The organism is Streptosporangium sp. NPDC002524 (assembly GCF_040295985.1).
GTDB lineage: Bacteria > Actinomycetota > Actinomycetes > Streptosporangiales > Streptosporangiaceae > Streptosporangium.
In genome coordinates this window covers 343,732-363,858 of the sequence record NZ_JBEOWK010000008.1, presented here as the reverse complement: position 1 = coordinate 363,858, position 20,127 = coordinate 343,732, and the positions used below count along the sequence as shown (strand labels likewise).

Here is a 20,127-nt window from a genome sequence, read left to right as displayed (position 1 = left end):
ACCGTGCGCCGCCTGTCCGGCGGCGTGCGGTGACCACGCGATGCGCGCGTTCCCGCCACGCCGGAGCCGGAGCCGGAGCCGGGTCCGGGTCCGGGTCACCGACACCGGCGCCCTCGGCGGGACGTCACGACCAGGCGCCGGTGGCGGCGATCCGGTTCACGTAGGTCCCGAACAAGATCGGGGTGCGGCCGAGCACCCGCTGGACCCCGTCGACGGGCTCGGCCGTGTGACCGCCGCGGTGCAGGGCGAACAGGGCGTCCAGCGCGTCGACCGCGGCCACCGGGTACCCCTGGGCGAGCAGCTCGGCCCGGTAGGCCTCCGGGGTCAGCTCGACGTACTCGATGGACCGGCCCGCGGCCCGCGCGATGGTGTCGACGGCCGCGCCGAAGGTGATCCCCTCCGGCCCCGACAGTTCGTACGTCCGTCCCGCGTGCCCGTCCCCCGTCAGCACCGCCGCGGCGACCGCGGCGACGTCGTCGGCGTCGATGAACGCCTCGGGCACGTCGCCGATCGGCAGCGCCAGCCGCCCCGCGCGCAGCGGCGCGTGCCACAGGTCCTCGTCGAAGTTCTGGTTGAAGTTGTTCGGTCGCAGGATCGTCCACTCGGCCCCCGAGTCGCGCACGGCCCGCTCGGCGGCGGCCATGCCCTGCCCGAAGTCCTCGCCGACCAGGTCCATGCCCCGGCCGGACAGCACCACGAACCGCCTGACGTCCGTGGCCCGCTTGACGAAGTCGCCGATCGGGGCGGGGTCGTCGGGAGCCACCAGGTACACGGCCCCGGCGCCCCGCAGCGCGTCGTCCCAGGTCGCGGGCTCCGACCAGTCGAACCGCACCTCGCTGGAGCGGGACGCGGCCCTTACCCGCTCTCCCGTCGCGCGCAGGTGCCGCACCACGCGGCGGCCGGTCTTGCCCGTCGCGCCAAGAATCAAGATCTCGTTCATGTCCTAGAGCCAACCGCGCGGGGAGACGGCCGCACATGGCCGGGCGTACGCCGTGCCTGTCCGATCGTCCCGTCGCCGTGGCACCCCCCGGGCGTACGCCGCGCCGGTCCGGTCGTCCGGCTATCGTGAGCGGCATGGACCCGTACGACGACCTGTTGCGGGGTGTGCGCGGCGAGGGCTCCGTCTTCGGCGCGTCGGTGCTGTCGCCGCCGTGGGCGCTCAGGTTCGCCGACGGCCCCTCCCTGACGCTCGTCGCCCCCCTGCGCGGCGAGGGGTGGATCGTCCGGGGAGACGACGACGCCCGGCGGGTGCGGCTGGGCGAGGCGGCGATCGTGCGCGGGCCCGAGCCCTTCGTGGTCGCGGACACCGACACCCCGCGCCCGGCGCTGGACGTCCGCCGTGACGGCGCCGTCGCCGGGGACCTCACCGGCCGGACCATCCTGCTGGCCGGGTCGTACCGGGTCAACGGCGAGGTCGCCCGCCGCCTGGTCAGGGTGCTGCCCCCGGTGCTCGTGGTGCCGGACGACCACGACTGCAGCAGCATGGGCGCGTACCTGGAGGCGCAGCTCCTCTCGGGCCGCCCGGGGCACCAGATCGTGCTGGACCGGCTGCTCGACTGGCTGCTGGTGTGCACGCTGCGCGACTGGTTCGACCGGCCGGAGACGGTCAGCCCCGGCTGGTACGCCGCCCTGGGCGACGACGTGGCCGGACCGGCGCTGCGCGCCATCCACGACGACCCGTCCAGGCCGTGGACGCTCGCCTCCCTCGCGACCGCCGCGAGCGTCTCGCGCACCACCCTGGCCAGGCGGTTCACCGAACTCGTGGGCGAGCCGCCGATGACGTACCTGACGGAGTGGCGGATGGCGCTCGCCGCCGACATGCTCGCCGAACCGGCCGCGACGGTGGCCACGGTGGCGCGCAGGGTCGGCTACTCCGACGCGTTCGGCTTCAGCTCGGCGTTCAAGCGCGTCGTGGGCATGAGCCCCAGCGCCTACCGCGACGGCATCGGCACCGGCGCCGCCCGAACCCACCCCTCCCTGCGGAACGCCTGACGGGGACGCCTCTCCAAAGAGACGTCCGGCCGTGTCGATCGGACGATGCGGGCCCGCCGCGCTCGCGGCGAGGATGCTCCGCATGACGAGGGAAAGACGAACCACCCCTGACACCGTGCACCGTGACGTGTGGTTTCCCGGCCGCCTGATCGGAGGGGTGGCGCTCGTCGCCGGGCCGATCGTGTGGTTCGCGGGCCTGCTCCTGCGCCACCTGGTCCTCCACTCGGGGATTTTCACCTCCGAGCAGCTCGCCCGGTTCGGCGAGCAGCCGTTCGCCGCCCCCGCGCAGCTGGCCGCGTACGCGCGTGATCCGGCGCTGGTCACGGCCGGTTACGCCGCCTTCTGCGCGGGGGCCGTGCTGTTGCTTTTCGCGATCGTCACGTTCGCGCGCGTCATCGCCACCCGGTGTCCCGGGCTCGCGTCCTGGGGTGCCGGGCTCTTCGTCCTCGGCCTGTTCTCGCGGCTGTACTTCACCGGCGTCGAGCAGACCCTGTTCCAGCTGACGGGGCCGCTGGGCCTCGACCGGACGACCGGGCTGGCGATGGACCTCTACGTGGACATCTCGTACGGGCCGTGGCTGGTTCCCGTCCTCTGCTCCGCCGGGGCGTACCCGGGGACGCTGCTCCTGGCCGTGGGGGCCTACCGGTCGGGGACGTTCGGGCTGGTCCGGTGCCTTCTGGTGCTCGGGTGGGGGACGCTGTGGGGAGGAGTGCTCAAGGAGAGCCAGCTCCTCGACGTCGTCGGGGCCGGTCTCGCCTGCCTCGCGTTCGTTCCGCTCGGTGTCCGGGTGCTGCGGGGCGGCCCTCCGGACGCCCGGACGCGGACGGAGCGGGCCGGCCGCGTGCCGCCGCGGCTCCTGGGCTCGCGGTTCCCGGGCTTGTGGCTTCTGGGCTCGCGGCTCCCGGGCTCACGATTCCTGGGCTCACGGTTCCTGGGCTTACGGCTTCTGAGCTCACGGTTCCTGGGCTCACGGTTCCTTAGCTCGCGGTTCCTGAGCTGGTGACGGGCCGGTCTACCCTGGGTCCCGTGGTGGACGCGTCATGGGTGTGGTCGCTACGCGGTCGCCTGGCGCCTCGCGTGCTGCCCCTCCTCGCCTTCTGCGCCGCGTTCCTCCCGGTCGTCAGCGGGTCCCGGTCGTACGTCCAGGACCTCATGCAGCTGTCGCCGGTCCACGACCTCGTGCAGGCCACGGCGGTCGGGCTGCTCGCCGCGGCCGGGGTCGCGGTGGCGCCGAGGCGGATGTGGCCCCTGCTGGCGGTCACGGCCGTGGACGCGGTGACGCGGCCGTCCGGCCTGCTGGTGGCGGTGACCTCCTACGTCGTGGCGACGACCTGCTCGCGCCGGCCCCATCTGGCGGTCTACGCGATGTCCGCGAGCCTCCTCTTCGTGGTACCGCCGCCGCCCGGGACGGCCCTGGCCTCCTCGCTCGGCGGCGTGGCCCTGTTCGTCTGGCTCCCGATGGCGCTCGGGCTGTGGGCCACCGCTCGCGGGCAGGTGTTGGAGGGGCTGCGCGAGCGGGCCGACCGGCTGGAACGCGAGCAGTCCGCCCGCACCGAGCGGGCCCGCGCGCGGGAGCGGGCCCGGATAGCGAGGGACATGCACGACGTGGTGGCGCACCGCGTCTCGCTGATGGTGCTGTACGCGGGAGCGCTGGAGATCAACGCGGCGGAGCCGGTGACCGCGACGCGGGCGGAGCTCATCCGCACCACGGGAGTGGAGGCGCTCACGCAGCTCAGAGCCGTCCTGGAGGTGCTGCACACCCCGTCGGCCGGACCTCCCCGGCCCGGCGGGGAGCCCCTCGTCGAGCGGCCCGCGCTGGCGGATCTCGACCGGCTGCTCGACCGGTCGAGGTCGGCCGGTGTTCCCGTCGACCGGCGGGACGAGGGTACGGCGCGTCCCCTTCCCGCGATGGTGGAGCACGCCGCCTACCGCGTCGTACAGGAGGCGCTCACCAACGTCCACAAGCACGCGGGCGCGGTCGCGACCCGGGTGACGCTGCGGTTCCTCCCCTCCGCGCTGGAGGTGACGGTCGGCAACGCCCCGGGGGGCGGTGACCGCGTCCTGCCCGGTGGCGGGTTCGGCCTCGCCGGCCTGAGGGAGCGCGTCAAGCTGCTGGAGGGGGAGTTCACGGCCGGGCGGGAGGCGGACGGGGGCTTCACGGTGCGGGCATGGCTCCCGACGTGATCCGGGTCCTCGTCGTCGACGACGAGGCCCTCGTACGGGCCGGGCTCCGCCTGATCCTGGAGGCGGCCGACGACATCGACGTCGTCGCCGAGGCGGAGAACGGGAGCCGGGCGGTGACCGCCGTCCTCGGGCACCGGCCCCAGGTCGTGCTCATGGACGTCCGGATGCCCGGCATGGACGGCCTGTCCGCGCTGAAGGAGATCAACCGGTCGCCGGGAGCGCCGAAGGTCGTCATGCTGACCACCTTCGACCTCGACGACTACGTCCACGCCGCCCTGCGGCTGGGGGCGGCGGGCTTCCTGCTGAAGGACACCGCGCCCCGCGACCTGATCGCGGCCGTCCGCACGGTGGCCGAGGGCAACGCCATGCTCGCCCCGACGGTCACCAGACGGCTGATCGACGCGTTCGCCGACCGGCGATCACCGGACGCCCACGCCGCCCGGGAGCGGCTCGCCGCCCTCACCGGCAAGGAGAGGCAGGTCGCCGGTGCCGTCGCCCGGGGGCTGGCCAACAACGAGATCGCCCGCGAACTCGCCATGAGCGAGACCACGGTCAAGGCCCACGTCAGCCGCTCGCTCGCCAAGCTCGGGCTGACCAACCGCGTCCAGCTCGCCCTCCTCGTCCGCGACTCCGACTCCCGGTGACCCCGCGGGTCCTCCCGTCTCCTGTCTCCTGTCTCCCGTTTCCCACGTCCCGTCTCCCGCTCCCGCTCCCGGCGAAACCGAGGGCATCCGGCGAACGCGGACACTCGTATCCGGCGCGCGCGTCCGGCCTCCCGGCGAAGCCGAGGGCATCCGATGAACGCGGACACCCGTACCCGGCGCGCCCGGTGATCGGCTCGCCGCTCGTACGGGCCGGTGTTTCTGTCGGTGCGCGGCGCTAGGTTCCCGAGTCATGATCGACCGTTCAGCGGCCGGCAGGGCCGCATGGGAGCAGTGCAGCAGGGTGCGGGTGGTGCCCCCCGTCCAGCCCCGCAAGCTGGCGAAGGTGCCCTTCGTCGAGCTGGCGGACGGACGGCTGCAGGGCGTCGTGTCGAGCGGCTCGGACATCAGCCGCGTCTACGTCTCCTCCGTCGCCGCCGGAACCCACGCCTACAACTGCAGCACCAACAACAACCGCCCGTGCGGCGGCTTGCACGGCTCGCCGTGCAAGCACCTGCGGGCCCTCGCCGCCGAGGCCGTGCTGCAGTACGGCACCGACCGGGTGGCCCGCTACCTGCGGGCGGAGGTCCCCGAGGGAGCCGAGCTGATCGACTGCCTGCGGGGCGGCCACGAGCCCGCCCCCGCGGCCATGGTGTTCAGCCGTTTCCTGCGCCATCTGGCCTACCTGGAACTGCCCGACACCACCGCGCCGATCCCCGAGCTCCACTGGTTCCCGGCCACGTCACCGGCCACGTCACCGGCCGCGTTACCCGCCACGGGGGTGCGCTGATGCTCCCCGTGCAGCTGACCCGGCTGCTCGACGGCGGCCCGGCGGGCCTCGACGAGGCGCTGGAGCTGGTGACCGGCCTCGACGAGGCACTGGTGACCGGGCTGGCCCGGCTCTCCGAGGAACGCGCAGCGGCGCTGACCGCGCTCGCCGACGCCTTCGCGCTCACCCCGCTGGGCGAGGCGCTGGCGGAGGCCACGGCCGGGATCACCTCCGGCTTGGTCACCGAGGAGTCGCTGACGACGCTGGCCGGCGGCCGGGCCGCGCTGCTCGGCGCCGTGCACGACGCCCTGCTGGCCGACCTGGACGAGGCGCTCGGGCGCGAACGCGACACGTGGCAGGCCGCGCCCGCGCCCGCGCCCGCGACGGAATCCGGCAACCTGCTCGGTGCCGCCCGGTCCTGGCTGTGCGAGCTGGCCATCACCGGCTGGCGCGGGGTCGACCACGGTCTCGTCTCCGCCGCCGACCAGGTCATCGAGGCGCTGCTGGCCGTACCGGAGCACCGCAGGCCGGCGGTGCTGCTCGACGGCCTCGCCGCCGAGCTGCGCGCCTCCTGCCCGGTCGGCACGATGGAGCGGCTGCCGGTGCGGCGCTGGGCCGACCTGTGGACCCGGGCCCTCCTCCTGACCGGCGCGGGCGGCCGTACCGGCGAGCCCGCCCAGACCGACCCTGCGCGGGAACTGCGGGAACTGTCGGGACGGCTGCTGATCCTCGGTGTCGACGTGCACGAGCACTCCACCGCCGTCCAGGCGCAGGTGCACGGGGTGCTGGAACCCTCCGACGGCGGGCAGGCCAGGCTCGTACGCGCCACCGTCGCCGCCGCCAAGGTCGACACCATCTCCGGGCCCGCCGTGTGGAAGCTGCTGCACCGCCACCCCGTGCTGCTGGGCGCGCTGGCCGGGCGTCGCGGCCTGGAGATCACCGGCATGCCCGTGCTGGCGAGCGGTGACCTGCTGTGGGACGACGGCCGGGCGCGGGCCGGAGAACCGGCCGACCCCTTCGCGGTGGCCAGGCTCCGGCTGGGCGGCGTGCTCGCGCCCGCCGTACCTCCCCTCGACCGCCATCCGGTGGGCATCGCCGAGCCCGTGCTGGTGGAGGATTACAAGGTCACCGCGGAGGGCTCGTTCGATCTGGGCGACGCGGTGCTCGCCGTCGACACCGGCCTGCTGCCCGCCTGCGGACCGCTCACCCCGAAGATGGTGGCGGCCTCCTCCGCGTGCGTCGGGCTGGTCCGCTGGGACGACGGCCGCTGGCTGCTGCAGCCGCTGGCCGTCCAGACCAAGGTCAAGCGCGACACGCTCGGCGCGCACACCGGTGACTGGGCGCTGGGGCCCACCGACCCCAAGGTGGTGAAGGCCGAGGCCAGGACCGGGGACGCGGTCACCATCCTGCGCGAGCGGGCCGGACGGTTGCTGCGACGATGAGCGAGAACAGCCACGACACCGTGACGAGTGCCGAACGCAACCGGCGCCAGGTTCTCTACTGGCGGCTGCTCGCCCGCCTCTTCGACGGCGACGAGCAGCCCGCGCTGGAGACCGCGAGCGCGGCCGTCGTCGACGACCTCGGCCTGCCCGCGGCGCTGCTCGACCCCTCGGTGTCGATCGACACCCTGGTGCAGCGCTTCCCCGAGCTGGCCGACGACTTCCAGACGCTGATGACGCCGCCGGAGCACACGACCGGTCAGCCCGAACGGGCCGGTGAGTCCGTGCGCAGAGCGGCACTGGTCTCGAAACTGCTGCTCAACGTCTTCGCCACCGGGACGGGAGAGGTCACCGCCACCCAGCTCGCGGCCTGGCAGCGGGACGCGGGCTGGTTCAGGCAGGCCCTGGACGACACGCGCGGCCCCGGGACCGGTTCCGGAGCCGGTTCCGAAGACGACCCCGCCCACGGAACCGGCCAAGGGAACGAGGACGAACACGGGAGCGGCCGCGAGAGCGAGCACGGGGACGGGCGTGCGAACGGCCACGGGCGCTCGGGGGGCCGGGAGAGCGGCCTCGGCGGCGGCACCGAGAGTGACCGCGAGCTAGTCGGGGTGCTGGCCGGTCTGGAGGCCGACCTGGTCGGCCGCATGCGGCTGCGCGAGGTGCTGGCCGACCCGGCGCTGGCCAGGCAGCTCACCCCGAGCATGTCGCTCGTCGAGCAGCTGCTGCGCGACAAGTCCAACCTCTCGGGGGTGGCGCTGGCCAACGCCAAGGCGCTGATCCGCAGGTTCGTCGACGAGGTCGCCGAGGTGCTCCGCACGCAGGTCGAGAAGACCAGTGCGGGCGTCATCGACCGGTCGGTGCCGCCCAAGCGGGTCTTCCGCAACCTCGACGTCAAGCGCACGATCTGGAAGAACCTCGTCAACTGGAATCCCGAGGACCAGCGGCTCTACGTCGACCGGCTGTACTACCGGCGCACCGCCAGGCGCACCACCCCCGCCCGGCTGATCGTGGTCGTCGACCAGTCGGGCTCGATGGTCGACTCGATGGTCAACTGCACCATCCTGGCGTCGATCTTCGCCGGGCTGCCCAAGGTGGACGTGCACCTGATCGCGTACGACACCCGCGCCCTCGACCTCACCCCGTGGGTGCACGACCCGTTCGAGGTGCTGCTGCGGACGAAGCTCGGGGGCGGCAACGACGGTCCCGTCGCGATGGCCATGGCCATGCCGAAGATCGCCGATCCGCGCAACACCGTGATGGTGTGGATCTCCGACTTCTACGAGTTCGACCGGTCCCAGCCGTTGTTCGACGGCATCCAGGCGGTGCACCGCTCCGGTGTGCGGTTCATCCCGGTGGGCTCGGTGAACAGCGGCGGCCAGCAGAGCGTCAACCCGTGGTTCCGGCAGAAATTCAAGGACCTGGGCACCCCGGTGATCTCCGGTCACATCCGCAAGCTCGTCCTCGAACTCAAGACCTTCCTCGCTTAGGAGACCCCCATGACCAACGAGATGCTGCGCGCCCCCGCCGAGGTGAAGTACGCCGAGGAGCTCGACTGGCTGGAGTCGGTCGACGACGGCCCCAAGCCGTTCTCCTGGCGGCTCAGCCCCCGGATGGTACGGCTGTTCGTGCTCGGCTCCGAGCGCTCCGACGGGCTGGAGCGGGAGATCCCGCAGAAGTGGTTCGGTGAGCGCGGCTTCGTCGAGCGCAGCATCGTGACGCTCGCCTCCGACCGCGGCCTGCTGTTGATCGGCGACCCCGGGACCGGCAAGAGCTGGCTCGCCGAGCTGCTCTCCGCGGCGATCTGCCGCAACTCCACCCTGGGCGTCCAGGGCACGGCCGGGACGACCGAGGACCACATCAAGTACTCGTGGAACGTCTCCATGGTGATCGCCAAGGGCCAGTCCCGCGAGTCGATGATCCCCTCGCCGATCATGACGGCGATGGAGCAGGGCGTGATCGGGCGCTTCGAGGAGCTGACCCGCTCGACCAGCGACGTGCAGGACGCCCTGATCTCGATCCTGTCCGAGAAGTACATGTCCATCCCCGAGCTCGACACCGACAACATCGTGTTCGCCCGGCCCGGGTTCTCCATCATCGCCACGGCCAACAGCCGCGACCGGGGGGTGAACGACCTGTCCTCGGCGCTGAAGCGCCGGTTCAACTTCGTCAGGATCCCGGTCGTGACGAGCAAGGCCAGCGAGGCGGAGATCGTCCGTTTCCGTACCGAGGAGCTGCTGCGCCGCCACCGGATCGAGCTGGACCTGCCGCCCACGCTGCTGGACATCCTGCTGCGGAGCTTCGCCGACCTGCGCGCCGCGGCGGCCTCGGCCCGCAGCGAGGACGAGAAGCTGGAGTCGGCGCTGTCCACCGCCGAGCAGATCGGCGTGCTGGAGGACGCCATCCTGCACAGCAACTTCTTCGGCGACCGCGTCCTGCGCGCCCAGACGCTGGCCGGTGCCCTGGTGGGCTCGCTGGCCAGGCGCGCCCCCGAGGACCTGGCCATCCTGAACAAGTACTGGCACGGGGTCGTCGAGCCGCGCAGCCAGCGGGAGGGCGGGGAGTGGACGAACTTCCTCGAAGGCGGCCGCCAGGCCATCTCCACCCTGTCATGAGCACCGCCGTGAACCCCGCGACGAACACCGTCACGAACACCGCCGTGAACCCCGCGACGAACCCCGCCACGAACACTGCCACGAACACCGCCACGAACACTGCCACGAACACCGCCACGAACACCGCCACGAACACTGCCACGAACACTGCTACGAGTACCGTCCCGAACGCCGCCACGGGCACCGCCGCGGACAACGCTGCGAACGCTGCCTTGAGCACCGCCACGAGCAGCCCCACGAGTACTGCCACGAGCACCGCCACAAGCACCGTCACGAGCGCCTTCGCCGCGCTGCGCGAGCAGCTCCTCGGTGCCGCCGCCGCGTTCGCCGACGGCCCGGACGCGCTGCCGGAGATCCTGACGGGCCTGGTCGACGACGTCGGCCGGGCACTGGGCGAGGAGCTGGAGATCTTCCCGGTGTGCCACCACTCACCGGCCTCCGCGCTGGCCATGACGCGGCGGCTGCGCGAGAAGCGGCCCAAGGTGATCTACCTGGAGCTGTGCGAGGACCTGCGGCCGCTGCTGGAGGAGCTGCGCAACTGCCGTCTGCCGGTGGCGCTGCAGGCGTTCGCCACCGAGCTCGAAGGTTTCCCGCCGGGCTCGGGCCCGCTCTGCGTGGTGGCGCCGGTCACCGAGGCGTCGGCGGAGTACCAGGCCATCGCCTACGCCCTGGAGACCCCGGACGTCGAGCTGGTGCTGGTCGACCGCTCGTCGGACCACGTCTTCCAATGGCTGCCCAGGGAACCGGCCGAACCCTCCGAACCAGCAAAACCGGGTGAACCGGTCACCTCCGGCCGTACCGGTGAAGGTTCCGGAGAGGGCGCCGGTGACCTGCACGGGGACGCCGTGGGCGTGGAGGTGGGCGACCTGCGCCCGCGCTTCGCCGAGCTGGAGGAGCACCTGCTGCGCCACGGCAAGGTCCGGCACTGGTCGGAGTGGTGGGACCAGTACGTCGAGCAGCCGCTGACCGGCGCGGACCACGACACCTACCGGCAGGCGATGGCCCTGGTCGGCAGCCTGTTCCGGCGGCTGGCCCCCGGGGGCGACCGGCTGGCCGAGGACGAGGAGCGCGAGCGCCACATGTGGACCCGGATCCACGAGCACCTCGCCTCCTCCGGCGCCGACCCCGCGCACTGCCTGTACGTGTGCGGCGCCTTCCACGCGGTCAGCACGGTGCCCGAGTTCGGGCTCGCGTCCACCGCGCGGGACTACACCGTCACCCCCCGCACGGCCACCCGCTGGCTGTACGGGCTCATCCCCTCCAGCCACTCGGCCATCGAGACCCAGTTCGGCCTGGCCCAGGGGTCGGTGTCGATCGCGGCGGCCACCTGGGCCAAGGCCGCGACGCGCGGCGGCGTCACCCCGTACCGGATGGGAGGGCAGCGGAGCACCCGCGCGAGGACCGCGCGGGCCGCCGGGCCGGTCCCGCCGGAGCCGGTGACCGACCGGCTGTCGGGGTTCCTGTCCACCCCGCCCGCGCTGGACGGCCTGGACGAGGCCGAGCTGCGCGGATGGTGCGTCGACATCGTGCGGCTGGCCCGCCGCAACGGCTACGCGGCCAGTACGGCCGACGCCATCTCCGTGTTCGAGACCTCGATCCTGCTCGCGGGGCTGCGCAACCGGGCCAGGCCGACGCCGTACGACTTCCAGGACGCCGCCGTCACGTGCATCGAGAAGGACGCGGTGCCGGGCCGCCGCGACATCCGCCGCCTGTGCGAGATCCTGCTGGGCGGCGACCGGATCGGCCAGGTGGGCTACCACGCGCTCCCGCCGCTGGCCCGCGACGTGTACGACCGGCTGGAGCCGCTCGGGCTGGACCTGACCAGGCGCACCCAGCAGCGGGCGCTGCTCGACCTCAGCGCCGATCCCGGGCTGGTGCCGTGCTCGGACCTGCTGTGGAAGCTGCGCTACCTGCTGCCCGAGGGCGCGGTCCGGCCCATCATGGGGACGCGCCGCCTGGGCGAGCGGCCGATCCAGGAGAGCTGGGACATCGCGATCGGCCGCCACCAGCGGTCGGTCATCGAGCTGGGCTACGAGGGCGTCACCGTCGAGCAGGTGCTGGAACAGCGGCTGCGCCGCAGGGTGCGGGAGCCGCGGGCCACCGCGGGGACCGCGCTGGCGGCCGTGGAGGACGCCATCCTCTACCTGGGCGGCCACCGCCTCACCGACGAGCTCGGCGACCGCGCGGTGGAGCTGCTCGCCGCCGAACGCACCGTGGACGACGCCCCGGAGGTGCTGCACCGGATCCGCCGGTTGCTGGCCCACTACCGGGCCACCCGGCCGGACCTGCCGGCCTGGTGCGAGGCGTTCGTCACGGCCGGTTACGCGCACTACTGCACGCTGTTGCCGACCGCCTTCGTGGACGAGGACACCGGTGTCCGCCAGGTCGGCGCCACGCTCGGTTTCCTGTTCGGCATGGAGAGCCTCGCGCTGTCGCTGGGCTGTGACCGGACCCAGCTGGAGCTGGCGGTGCGGCAGTCGCACCCGGAGGCTCCCGCGAAGGTGGCGCTGCTGTGGGCGGCGAAAACGCAGCTGGGCCTGCTGTCGCCGGCCGAGCTGCGCGCCCGGTGCGACGAGCTGCTGTCCAACCCGCTCGTCGTCCCCTCCTTCCCGCTCTATCTGAGCGGGTTCGTCCAGGCTTTGGAGCCGGTTCCGGCCCTCGCGCCGTTCGTGGTCGAGGTGCTGTCCAAGGCGTTCGCCCGGCTGCCCGATCCGGTCCTGCTGCCGTGGCTGCCGACGCTGATCACGACGCTGCGGCGGCACGCGCCGGAGCTGGTGCCCGTGCTCGTCCGCGAGGCGGGCCGGACCTTCCCCGGCGATCTGGCCGGGCTCGACGCGTGGGTCCCGCCGTGGGAGAGACCGGCGCCCGCGCCCGCGAAGGCGGTCCCGCGCGCGCCGGGCGGGCCGGTGGCCGGGCCGGTGACCGCCCTGCTGGCCGGGCACCCGGGGACGTGCGACGCCGTGGCCGCGCTGCTCGGCCTCCCGGCGGAATGGCCGGCACCCGTCGACGACACGGCGGCGAGGGGTGGCACGGCGGCGGGCGAACTGCTCGCCCGGCACCCCGCGACGACCGGCGCGGTCGCGGCGCTGCTCACCGGCTGAGGGCACGGGCCGAAGCCACGGGAACGGTGAGATCCCGCCGGATTCCCGTCCGATCGACGCGATCGGGCGGGATCTCACCGCTCCCGGGTCTCGCCACGGTGTCCTCATCGGGTTCCCTCCGATACCCCTGCCGGGTTCCCGCCGACGGGTGTGCGGTGTCGAAAGCGTCCCGGCGATGACGGCGGTGTCCAAAACGTCCCCGGGGACGACGGCGGTGTCGAAAACGTCCCCGGGAAGCGCCCGCACGAAAGCCCGCACCTCCTCCAACGCCCGCCGCGCGTGCGCCTCGACATCGGCCGGCAAGTTCAGTGATCGCGCGGGAGAAGCTCTCCGGGCCGTGCTGTCCGTCATCTGCCGGGCATCGGCGGACCACTTCCCTGTCAACTCGATGTCATGAACATGGGTCAGATTCGGATCGCAGGATTCTCCGACTTCGAGGAGACCCATGTTCCGACGACTAGGCCTCGCTGTCATGACCACGCTGGCGGTGCTGGCGGCGGTCGTTCCGCCGGCCGCCGCACGGCCGCCGGCACCCACCACGGTCGCCCACCGCGGAGCGTCGGCGTACGCGCCGGAGAACACCATCGTGGCCTTCGAGCTGGCGGACGCGCAGGGCGCCGACATGTTCGAACTCGACGTCCAGCAGACCAAGGACCACAAACTGGTCCTGATGCACGACACGACACTCGCCCGTACCACCAACGCCGAGAGACTGTTCCCCGGCCAGGCGCCCTGGAGGGTCGGCGACCTCACCCTCGCGCAGATCCGCAGGCTGGACGCGGGTTCGTGGTTCGGCACGAAATACGCGGGCGAGCCGGTGCCCACGCTCGGAGAGACCCTGCGCGCGATGAGCGCGAGCCGGCTCGGCCTGCTGCTGGAGATCAAGGCGCCGGGGCTTCACCCGGGCATCGAGGCACGCGTCGCCGACGAGCTGCGACGCCACCCCTCGTGGCTGGAGCCCGGACGGCTCGTCGTGCAGTCGTTCGACTGGAACTCGATGCGCACGTTCCACCGGTTCATGCCCCGAGTCCCGATCGGCCTGATCGGCACACCCGCGATCTCCGACCTCCCGGGACTTGCGAGGTTCGCCGACCAGATCAATCCGCCCTACAACGAGCTCACCGCCGAGTACGTCAGACGCGTCCACCGCCACCGCATGGAGGTCTTCACCTGGACGGTGGACGATCCGGCGGTGATGCGGCGCGTGACCTCCTACCGGGTGGACGGCATCATCACCAACAAACCCGACCTGATGCCCTGAAGGGGGGACCCTCGCCCGGCCCCCGAGGTCTCCGGCTCCTCGACGGGACCCCCGGTGGGCCCCGGTGGGCCTTGTTACCGCGACAACGCGGAGACCGGCTCGACACCTCCTCAATACCTCCGCGACCACGACCAGGCCATCACCCCGCCATGAACCCGATTCATGTGGCCTGTCCCACCTTTTCGATCAGGGCGGCGAGGTCGGCCCGCTCGTCGTCCGCCAGGTCGGTCAGCGGGGGCCGCACCCGCCCGCCGTCGCGTCCGACCGCGGTGAGACCGGCCTTGATGATGGAGACCGCGTAGCCGCGGGCGCGGTCGCGGATGTCGAGGTAGGGGATGACGAAGTCGTTGAGCATCCCGTAGACGGCGGCCCGGTCCTGGGCGCGTACGGCGTCGAAGAACCGCAGCGCGAACTCGGGCACGAAGTTGTACAGGGCCGAGGAGTAGGTGTTGACGCCGAGCTGGAGCAGGGGCAGCGCGAAGGTCTCGGCGGTCGGCAGGCCACCGATGTAGACGAGCCGGTCGCCGACCCTGGCGTAGGTGCGCGTCATCCGCTCGATGTCGCCGACCCCGTCCTTCAGCCCGACGAGGTTGGGGTTGCGGTCGGCGAGTTCGGCGACGGTGACGTCCTCCAGCACGGCGTTGGCCCGGCTGTACACGATGACGCCGAGATCGGTCGCCCGGCAGACGGCGCCGACGTGCGCGATCAGCCCGGCCTGGCTCGCCTCGGTGAGGTACGGGGGCATGAGGAGCAGGCCGGCGGCTCCGGCGCGCTGCGCGGCGGCGGCCTGGGCGATCGCCTGGCGGGTGCCTCCGGTGGCGGGGGCGACGACCGGCAGCAGGGCGCCGACCTCGCCGACCGCGGCACGGACCACGGCGTCGATCTCCTCCGAGGTGAGCGAGAAGCCCTCCCCGGTGCCGCCACCGGCGAACAGCCCGGCGACACCGAACCCGGCCTGCCACGCGAGGTGGTCACGGTATCGGGGCTCGTCGAAGGCGAGCCGGTCGTCGAAATGGGTGACCGGGAACGAGAGCAGCCCGCTGGTCAACCGGCCGGCGAGCTCATCAGGAGGAGTCAGCGTCACCTGGCCACGGTAGGAAGCGACGACGATGCTTGTCCAAGAGTGTTTCCGTATCGCGTAATACCCCGAGAGCATCGACGTACCCGAAGAGCGTCGACGGCGGGAGCTCAGCGGGGCGCCTCGGTGTCCAGGACGGCCAGCACCCGGCCGAGCGCCGGGTTGCGCGAGTGCCGCGACCACAGCAGATGCAGCTCCACGGGCTCGGGGACGTGCGTGGCGATCGGCGCGTACGCCACGTCCGGGACGCCCAGCAGGGCGGCGGAGGCGGGGACGAAGGCGACGCCGCGACCGGCGGACACCAGCCAGAGCATGGTGAGCACCTGGCTCACGCTGTGGATCACCCGCTCCTGCGTGAGCGGCACCATGCTGACCACCAGGTCGTAGAAGTACCGGGCCCGCCGCTGCGAGTGGAAGATCAACGGCTCGGTGGCGAGGTCGGCGGCCACCACGGGCCGGTCGAGCCCGATCAGCGCGTGCCCCGCGGGGACCGCGAGCAGCAGCGCCTCCCGGTGCAGCAACCGGGAGTCGAACAGCTCGGAGTCGAACGGCGGGCGGGCGAGACCCAGGTCGAGGTCACCCCCGGCGAGGGCCGCGACCTGCTCGCGGGTCACCATCTCCGTGAGCTCGACGCGGACCTCCGGCAGCCTCCGTTCCAGCCGGTTGAGCAGATCGCCGAGCATCCCGAAGGTGGACGCGGCGGTGAACCCGAGGCGGATCAGCCCGTGGGAGCCCGACTGGACCCGTTGCGCCAGGTCGGGCGCCGCCTCGGCGATCGCCAGGATGCGCCGCGCCTCACCGAGGAAGGCCTCCCCGGCCGGGGTGAGCGCCACGCGCCGGTTGTCCCGTTCGAGCAGCCGCACGCCGACGGACGCCTCGAGTTTCTGGATCTGTCTGCTCAGGGGTGGCTGGGTCATGCGGAGCCGCGCCGCCGCCCGGCCGAAGTGCAACTCCTCGGCGACCGCGACCAGCCCGCGGAGCTGCTCCAAGGTGTACGCCATGCGCGGAAGGTATCACTCCACGCGTCAGGAGGGCCGGGCAGGCATGAAGGGCGGTCACAGGCTGCCCTGAGTCGCGGGCCGTGCCCCTTCCCCCGGCTTGAGGAGCTCTCATCCACGGCGGGCCTCGGGCATCGCGCCACGCGCGTCGGCCTCCCCGGCCCGCGGAGAGCCCGCCGCACCTCGCGGGTTAGGCATGCCTTACATATATTCGGGTGGTGAACCCTTCTGAGATCCGTACGGTGACGACCGAGGCCGAGCTGCGGGAGATCGCGAAGGAGCCGCCGCGGACCATCTGGGACAAGGACATCGCCCGGATCGACGAGCACGCGCGCACGATCATCGCGCACTCGCCGTTCGTGCTGCTGGCGACCTCCAACTCCGACGGCACCTGCGACGTCTCCCCCCGGGGAGACCCCGCCGGGTCGGTGCTCGTCCTCGACGACCACCGGCTGGTGCTCGCCGACCGGCCCGGCAACCACCGGCTCGACAACCTCCGCAACGTGCTGCACAACCCCCACGTCGGGCTGCTGTTCATCGTGCCGGGGATGAACGAGACACTGCGCGTGAACGGCCGCGCGACGCTCGTGTCCGACGCGCCGTTCTTCGACGACCTGGTGGTCCAGGGCAAGCGGCCGAGGCTGGCGGTCCTCGTCGACGTCGAGGAGCTCTACATGCACTGCGCGAAGGCGTTCCTGCGCTCGTCGCTGTGGAAGCCCGAGACCTGGCCGGACCGCAAGGAGCTGCCCACGCTCGGCCGGATCACCAAGGACCAGATGGGCCTCAAGGGGGTCCCCGCCAAGGCGATCGACGCGGGGCTCGCCCTGGACGCCAAGATGAACCAGTACTGACCCCGCGCCCGCCGTCTACCAGAACCGCACCTCGGGATAGCGGGTGGACGGCCCGTCCAGCAGCGGCTGGCGCCTGCCCTTCAGATGCAGGTCGAGGAAGGCGGTGACGTACGCGCGGGTGATCTCCGTGGAGCGCTCGCCGCCGATCGGGTACTCCGGCAGCCCGAGCTGCGGCTGGAGCACCGCGTAGTCGATGAAGCTCATGTGCTCGGCGCCCGTCACGGTGAGCCAGCGCTTCCAGTCACCGGTCACGTGCGGCCAGAACAGGTCCCAGGAGCCCTTCTTCCCACCGCCCTCCGGCTCCTGCCTCGGGTTGCCGATCATCATGAACGGCTTCCCGACCGGCTTCGCCGGTGTCGGCGGGTTGTAGGAGCCGTCCAGGTTGACCGCGGCCCTGATCCGCCGGCTCAGGGGAAGGAGCTGCGCGGCACTCTGACCGCCGACCGAATGCCCCACCATCGCGATCCTGCTCTCGTCGGCCAGCCGGTTCCAGCGCGTGCTCCGCTCAAGCCTGTCCAGCACGAACGTCGTGTCGGCGGCCCTGACCCGGGCGACCTTCTCCCCCAGCTCCGGGGTCTGGCCGCCCTTGCCCGCCTCGAACGTGACGGTCCTGCCGCCGGGGAACGTGGTGGCCACGGACTCGTAGGTGTGCTCGATGCCCGCCACCAGGTATCCCCTGCTCGCGAACTCCTCGGCCAGCGAGGTCATCGTCGCGCGGGGCAGCGTCATGCCGGGCGACAGGACCACCAGCGGCCATCCTCCCCTCCGCCCCAGCGGGGGCGCGTCGACGCGGGCGTACGTCCTCGTCCCGGCGAGCGTGTCCGGCGGCACGTCCTTCAGCTGCGGCGCGCTCTTGACGATCAGCTCCGACTCCTGGGGCGTGACGTACCGGGCCGGCCGGCCCGCGGCCTTCCGCGCCGGGTACCAGACCGAGACCATCAGCTCGCGCTTCCTGCCGGCCACCCACGGGTCGGGACGGCCGGAGTCGACCAGGTGCAGGACCGACCGTCCGACGGCGTGGCCGCCCGTCGGCGCGGGCAGGGCGAGGGCGGGAGCGGGGGCGAGGGCGGGAGCGGGGGCGAGGGCGGGGGCGAGGGCGGGGGCGGACGCCGCGGCGTCCGCCGTACCGGCGCCGGCGAGCGGGGAGAACGCGGTGAACGCGGTGAACGCGGTGAGCACGGAGAACGCGAGCACGCTCGCGGTGGCTGTCTTCCTCATGTCCCCGACCATGCGGCACGGCACGGCCGTACCGTCCCCGGCGAAAGTCACCCGGCACCCGCGACTTTCGTAGGGGTACGCCGTCCGGGCCGCCCTATAGCCTCTGACCATGACGTATGGCGACGCCGGGATCGTCGAGCGGAGCACGCCGTGGGCGCTCGGCGCGGCGGTATTCCTGCTCTCCATGGCCTCGGCGTCCGGTTCGGTGGGCGTCGAGTCGACGCTGCCCGATCCGGTGCTCGTGGCCGTCGCCGCCGCGTCGGCGGTCGCCGCGGCCCGTGCCGGGCACTCGTTGGGGCCGCTCGTCGCGGTGGGCGCCGTCGCCTACGCGTGGCTGGTGATGTGGCCCGCCGCCGTCGCGGCCTCCTACTACGCGGGCACGCGCCTGCGCCGCCGCGACCTGTGGCTCTACACCGGGGGCGCGGTCGCGGTCTTCTCGTTCAGCACTCTCGTCTCCCACCGGATCGGCGGGTACCGGGCACTGGTCGTGGACACTCCGGCCAACGCGATCCTGATGAGCGGCGTGATGATCGGGCTGCCCCTGGTGGCGGGGCTGTGGGTCCGCGCCAGGCGGCAGGTGCTCGCCACGATGCGCGAGCGGTCGGAACAGCTGCTCCGCGAGCAGGTGCTGCGCGCGGAACGGGCACGCGGCCAGGAGCGAGCGCGCATCGCACGGGAGATGCACGACGTGGTCGCGCACCGGGTGTCGCTGATGGTCCTGCACGCCGGAGCCCTGGAGGTCGGCGCCCCCGACGAGCGCACGGCCGAGGCCGCGGCGCTGATCGGCGACACCGGCAGGGAGGCGCTGAGCGACCTGCGCGAGGTGCTCGGCGTGCTGCGCTCGCGGGATCCCGTACGCGACCCGCAACCCACATTGGCCGACCTCGACCGGCTCCTCGACCAGACCCGCGCGCTGGGCATCGTGGTCGACCGTCACGACGAGGGGCCCGCGCGCCCGCTCAGTCCCGTGGTGGAGCGCACCGCCTACCGCGTGGTCCAGGAGGCGCTGACCAACGTGCGCAAGCACGCCGCCGACGCCAGGACCGACGTGTTCGTCCGCTACCGGCCCACCGGCCTGGAGGTCGTCGTGCGCAACGAACCCGCCCCCGGCGCCTCCGGCGACCTGCCCGGCTCCGGCTGGGGGCTGGTCGGCCTGCGCGAACGCGTCGAGCTGGTCGGCGGCAGGCTGGAGGCCGGTCCGCGGGACGAGGCCGGCTTCCAGGTCGTGGCCAGGATCCCGGCCACATGATCCGCGTGCTGATCGCCGACGACGAGGCGCTGGTCAGGTCCGGGCTGCGGATGATCCTGGAGGCGACGGGCGACATGGTGGTCGTCGGGGAGGCCCGCGACGGCGACGAGGCGGTCGCCGCCACCGCCAGGCTCAGGCCCCAGGTCGTGCTGATGGACGTGCGCATGCCCGGCACCGACGGCCTGGCCGCCGGGGCGCGCATCCTGGCCGCGCCCGACGCCCCCAAGCTGATCATGCTGACCACCTTCGACCTGGACGAGTACGTCCACGAGGCGCTGCGGCTGGGCGCGGTCGGGTTCCTGCTCAAGGACACCCCGCCCCGGGAGCTGGCCGCCGCCGTGCGCACGGTCGCGACGGGCCAGGCCACGCTGTCCCCCACCGTCATCAAGCGGCTGATCACGTCGTTCGCCGACAGGGCCCCCTCCCGCGCCGAGTCCGCGCGCAACCTGCTCGCGTCGCTGACCGCCAGGGAGGAGGACGTGGTCAGGGCACTCGCCCGCGGCCTGTCGAACGCGGAGATCGGGCGTGAGCTCAAGCTGGCGGAGGCCACTGTGAAGGCGCACGTCAGCCGGTTGCTCGCCAAGCTGGGCGCGGCCAACAGGGTGCAGGCGGCGATCCTGGTGCACGACGCGGACCTCGGCTGACGGCGGCCCGGTGAACGGGAACACCCGTCGTCGCGACAAGGCAGAGGCCCGCCGCAGTCCCGCGTGCCCGCGTCGTGACGGGCGAGC

General features: G+C 72.8%; 16 protein-coding genes and 1 pseudogene. 13 read left to right on the top strand and 4 right to left on the bottom strand.

All coding sequences use genetic code 11. The features are described 5' to 3' along the window. Positions 1-124: 124 nt before the first annotated feature. Entirely contained in the window at positions 125-940 is an 816-nt protein-coding gene (locus ABT053_RS16915; RefSeq protein ID WP_350969945.1) for an NmrA family NAD(P)-binding protein, read from the bottom strand. 134 nt (positions 941-1,074) lie between these two features. Between ABT053_RS16915 and ABT053_RS16910 the strand changes: the two are divergent. From ABT053_RS16910 to ABT053_RS16865, 10 genes and pseudogenes are all read left to right on the top strand, one after another. After that, a pseudogene (locus ABT053_RS16910) lies at positions 1,075-1,984 on the top strand (AraC family transcriptional regulator); the annotation flags it as partial. 90 nt (positions 1,985-2,074) lie between these two features. Beyond that, entirely contained in the window at positions 2,075-2,995 is a 921-nt protein-coding gene (locus tag ABT053_RS16905; RefSeq protein ID WP_350969943.1) for a hypothetical protein, read from the top strand. Positions 2,996-3,018: 23 nt separating this feature from the next. Beyond that, on the top strand, positions 3,019-4,176 hold the full coding sequence (locus ABT053_RS16900) for a sensor histidine kinase (RefSeq protein WP_350969942.1): 1,158 nt from the start codon (positions 3,019-3,021) through the stop codon (positions 4,174-4,176). Further along, positions 4,173-4,820 (top strand): response regulator, encoded by a 648-nt coding sequence (locus ABT053_RS16895; RefSeq protein ID WP_350970010.1) that lies wholly within the window; start codon positions 4,173-4,175, stop codon positions 4,818-4,820. Before ABT053_RS16900 ends, ABT053_RS16895 begins: the two co-directional genes overlap by 4 nt. A gap of 250 nt (positions 4,821-5,070) precedes the next feature. Then, on the top strand, positions 5,071-5,607 hold the full coding sequence (locus tag ABT053_RS16890) for a hypothetical protein (protein ID WP_350969941.1): 537 nt from the start codon (positions 5,071-5,073) through the stop codon (positions 5,605-5,607). After that, positions 5,607-7,028, top strand: a complete 1,422-nt coding sequence (locus ABT053_RS16885) for a hypothetical protein (RefSeq protein ID WP_350969940.1) — start codon at positions 5,607-5,609, stop codon at positions 7,026-7,028. The genes ABT053_RS16890 and ABT053_RS16885 overlap by 1 nt, the downstream gene beginning before the upstream one ends. Further along, positions 7,025-8,515: a VWA domain-containing protein gene (locus tag ABT053_RS16880; protein WP_350969939.1), complete on the top strand. Its 1,491-nt coding sequence runs from the start codon at positions 7,025-7,027 to the stop codon at positions 8,513-8,515. Before ABT053_RS16885 ends, ABT053_RS16880 begins: the two co-directional genes overlap by 4 nt. 9 nt (positions 8,516-8,524) lie before the next feature. Beyond that, positions 8,525-9,640, top strand: coding sequence for an ATP-binding protein (locus ABT053_RS16875; protein WP_350969938.1), 1,116 nt, complete (start codon positions 8,525-8,527; stop codon positions 9,638-9,640). 212 nt (positions 9,641-9,852) lie between these two features. Continuing rightward, a complete protein-coding gene (locus tag ABT053_RS16870; RefSeq protein ID WP_350969937.1) occupies positions 9,853-12,741 on the top strand; it encodes a DUF5682 family protein in 2,889 nt (962 codons plus the stop codon). Between the two features lie 445 nt (positions 12,742-13,186). Continuing rightward, positions 13,187-14,002, top strand: coding sequence for a glycerophosphodiester phosphodiesterase (locus tag ABT053_RS16865; RefSeq protein ID WP_350969936.1), 816 nt, complete (start codon positions 13,187-13,189; stop codon positions 14,000-14,002). A 160-nt stretch (positions 14,003-14,162) separates the two neighbouring features. On the opposite strand, the gene kdgD is transcribed toward ABT053_RS16865, so the two are convergent. Both kdgD and ABT053_RS16855 read right to left on the bottom strand, forming a co-directional pair. Then, positions 14,163-15,086, bottom strand: coding sequence for a 5-dehydro-4-deoxyglucarate dehydratase (kdgD, locus tag ABT053_RS16860; protein WP_350969935.1), 924 nt, complete (start codon positions 15,084-15,086; stop codon positions 14,163-14,165). A 104-nt stretch (positions 15,087-15,190) separates the two neighbouring features. After that, complete coding sequence (locus ABT053_RS16855) at positions 15,191-16,081, bottom strand: LysR family transcriptional regulator (RefSeq protein ID WP_350969934.1); 891 nt, start codon at positions 16,079-16,081, stop codon at positions 15,191-15,193. 215 nt (positions 16,082-16,296) lie between these two features. Here ABT053_RS16855 and ABT053_RS16850 point away from each other — a divergent pair, with 215 nt between their 5' ends. Continuing rightward, positions 16,297-16,929: a pyridoxamine 5'-phosphate oxidase family protein gene (locus tag ABT053_RS16850; protein WP_350969933.1), complete on the top strand. Its 633-nt coding sequence runs from the start codon at positions 16,297-16,299 to the stop codon at positions 16,927-16,929. Positions 16,930-16,944: 15 nt separating this feature from the next. On the opposite strand, the gene ABT053_RS16845 is transcribed toward ABT053_RS16850, so the two are convergent. Continuing rightward, positions 16,945-18,147, bottom strand: coding sequence for an alpha/beta hydrolase family protein (locus ABT053_RS16845; protein ID WP_350969932.1), 1,203 nt, complete (start codon positions 18,145-18,147; stop codon positions 16,945-16,947). Positions 18,148-18,256: 109 nt separating this feature from the next. On the opposite strand from ABT053_RS16845, the gene ABT053_RS16840 reads away from it, so the two are divergent. Both ABT053_RS16840 and ABT053_RS16835 read left to right on the top strand, forming a co-directional pair. Beyond that, the gene (locus ABT053_RS16840) at positions 18,257-19,396 is read left to right on the top strand and encodes a sensor histidine kinase (protein WP_350969931.1); all 1,140 of its coding nucleotides are present in this window, start codon (positions 18,257-18,259) and stop codon (positions 19,394-19,396) included. Continuing rightward, on the top strand, positions 19,393-20,040 hold the full coding sequence (locus ABT053_RS16835; protein WP_350969930.1) for a response regulator: 648 nt from the start codon (positions 19,393-19,395) through the stop codon (positions 20,038-20,040). Before ABT053_RS16840 ends, ABT053_RS16835 begins: the two co-directional genes overlap by 4 nt. Positions 20,041-20,127: the final 87 nt, after the last annotated feature.

Coding starts and splice junctions, on each gene's coding strand:
- ABT053_RS16915 (WP_350969945.1), bottom strand. CDS start 940: ATGAACGAGATCTTGATTCTTGGCGCGACGGGCAAGACCGGCCGCCGC.
- ABT053_RS16905 (WP_350969943.1), top strand. CDS start 2,075: ATGACGAGGGAAAGACGAACCACCCCTGACACCGTGCACCGTGACGTG.
- ABT053_RS16890 (WP_350969941.1), top strand. CDS start 5,071: ATGATCGACCGTTCAGCGGCCGGCAGGGCCGCATGGGAGCAGTGCAGC.
- ABT053_RS16885 (WP_350969940.1), top strand. CDS start 5,607: ATGCTCCCCGTGCAGCTGACCCGGCTGCTCGACGGCGGCCCGGCGGGC.
- ABT053_RS16880 (WP_350969939.1), top strand. CDS start 7,025: ATGAGCGAGAACAGCCACGACACCGTGACGAGTGCCGAACGCAACCGG.
- ABT053_RS16875 (WP_350969938.1), top strand. CDS start 8,525: ATGACCAACGAGATGCTGCGCGCCCCCGCCGAGGTGAAGTACGCCGAG.
- ABT053_RS16865 (WP_350969936.1), top strand. CDS start 13,187: ATGTTCCGACGACTAGGCCTCGCTGTCATGACCACGCTGGCGGTGCTG.
- ABT053_RS16855 (WP_350969934.1), bottom strand. CDS start 16,081: ATGGCGTACACCTTGGAGCAGCTCCGCGGGCTGGTCGCGGTCGCCGAG.
- ABT053_RS16845 (WP_350969932.1), bottom strand. CDS start 18,147: ATGAGGAAGACAGCCACCGCGAGCGTGCTCGCGTTCTCCGTGCTCACC.
- ABT053_RS16840 (WP_350969931.1), top strand. CDS start 18,257: ATGACGTATGGCGACGCCGGGATCGTCGAGCGGAGCACGCCGTGGGCG.
- ABT053_RS16835 (WP_350969930.1), top strand. CDS start 19,393: ATGATCCGCGTGCTGATCGCCGACGACGAGGCGCTGGTCAGGTCCGGG.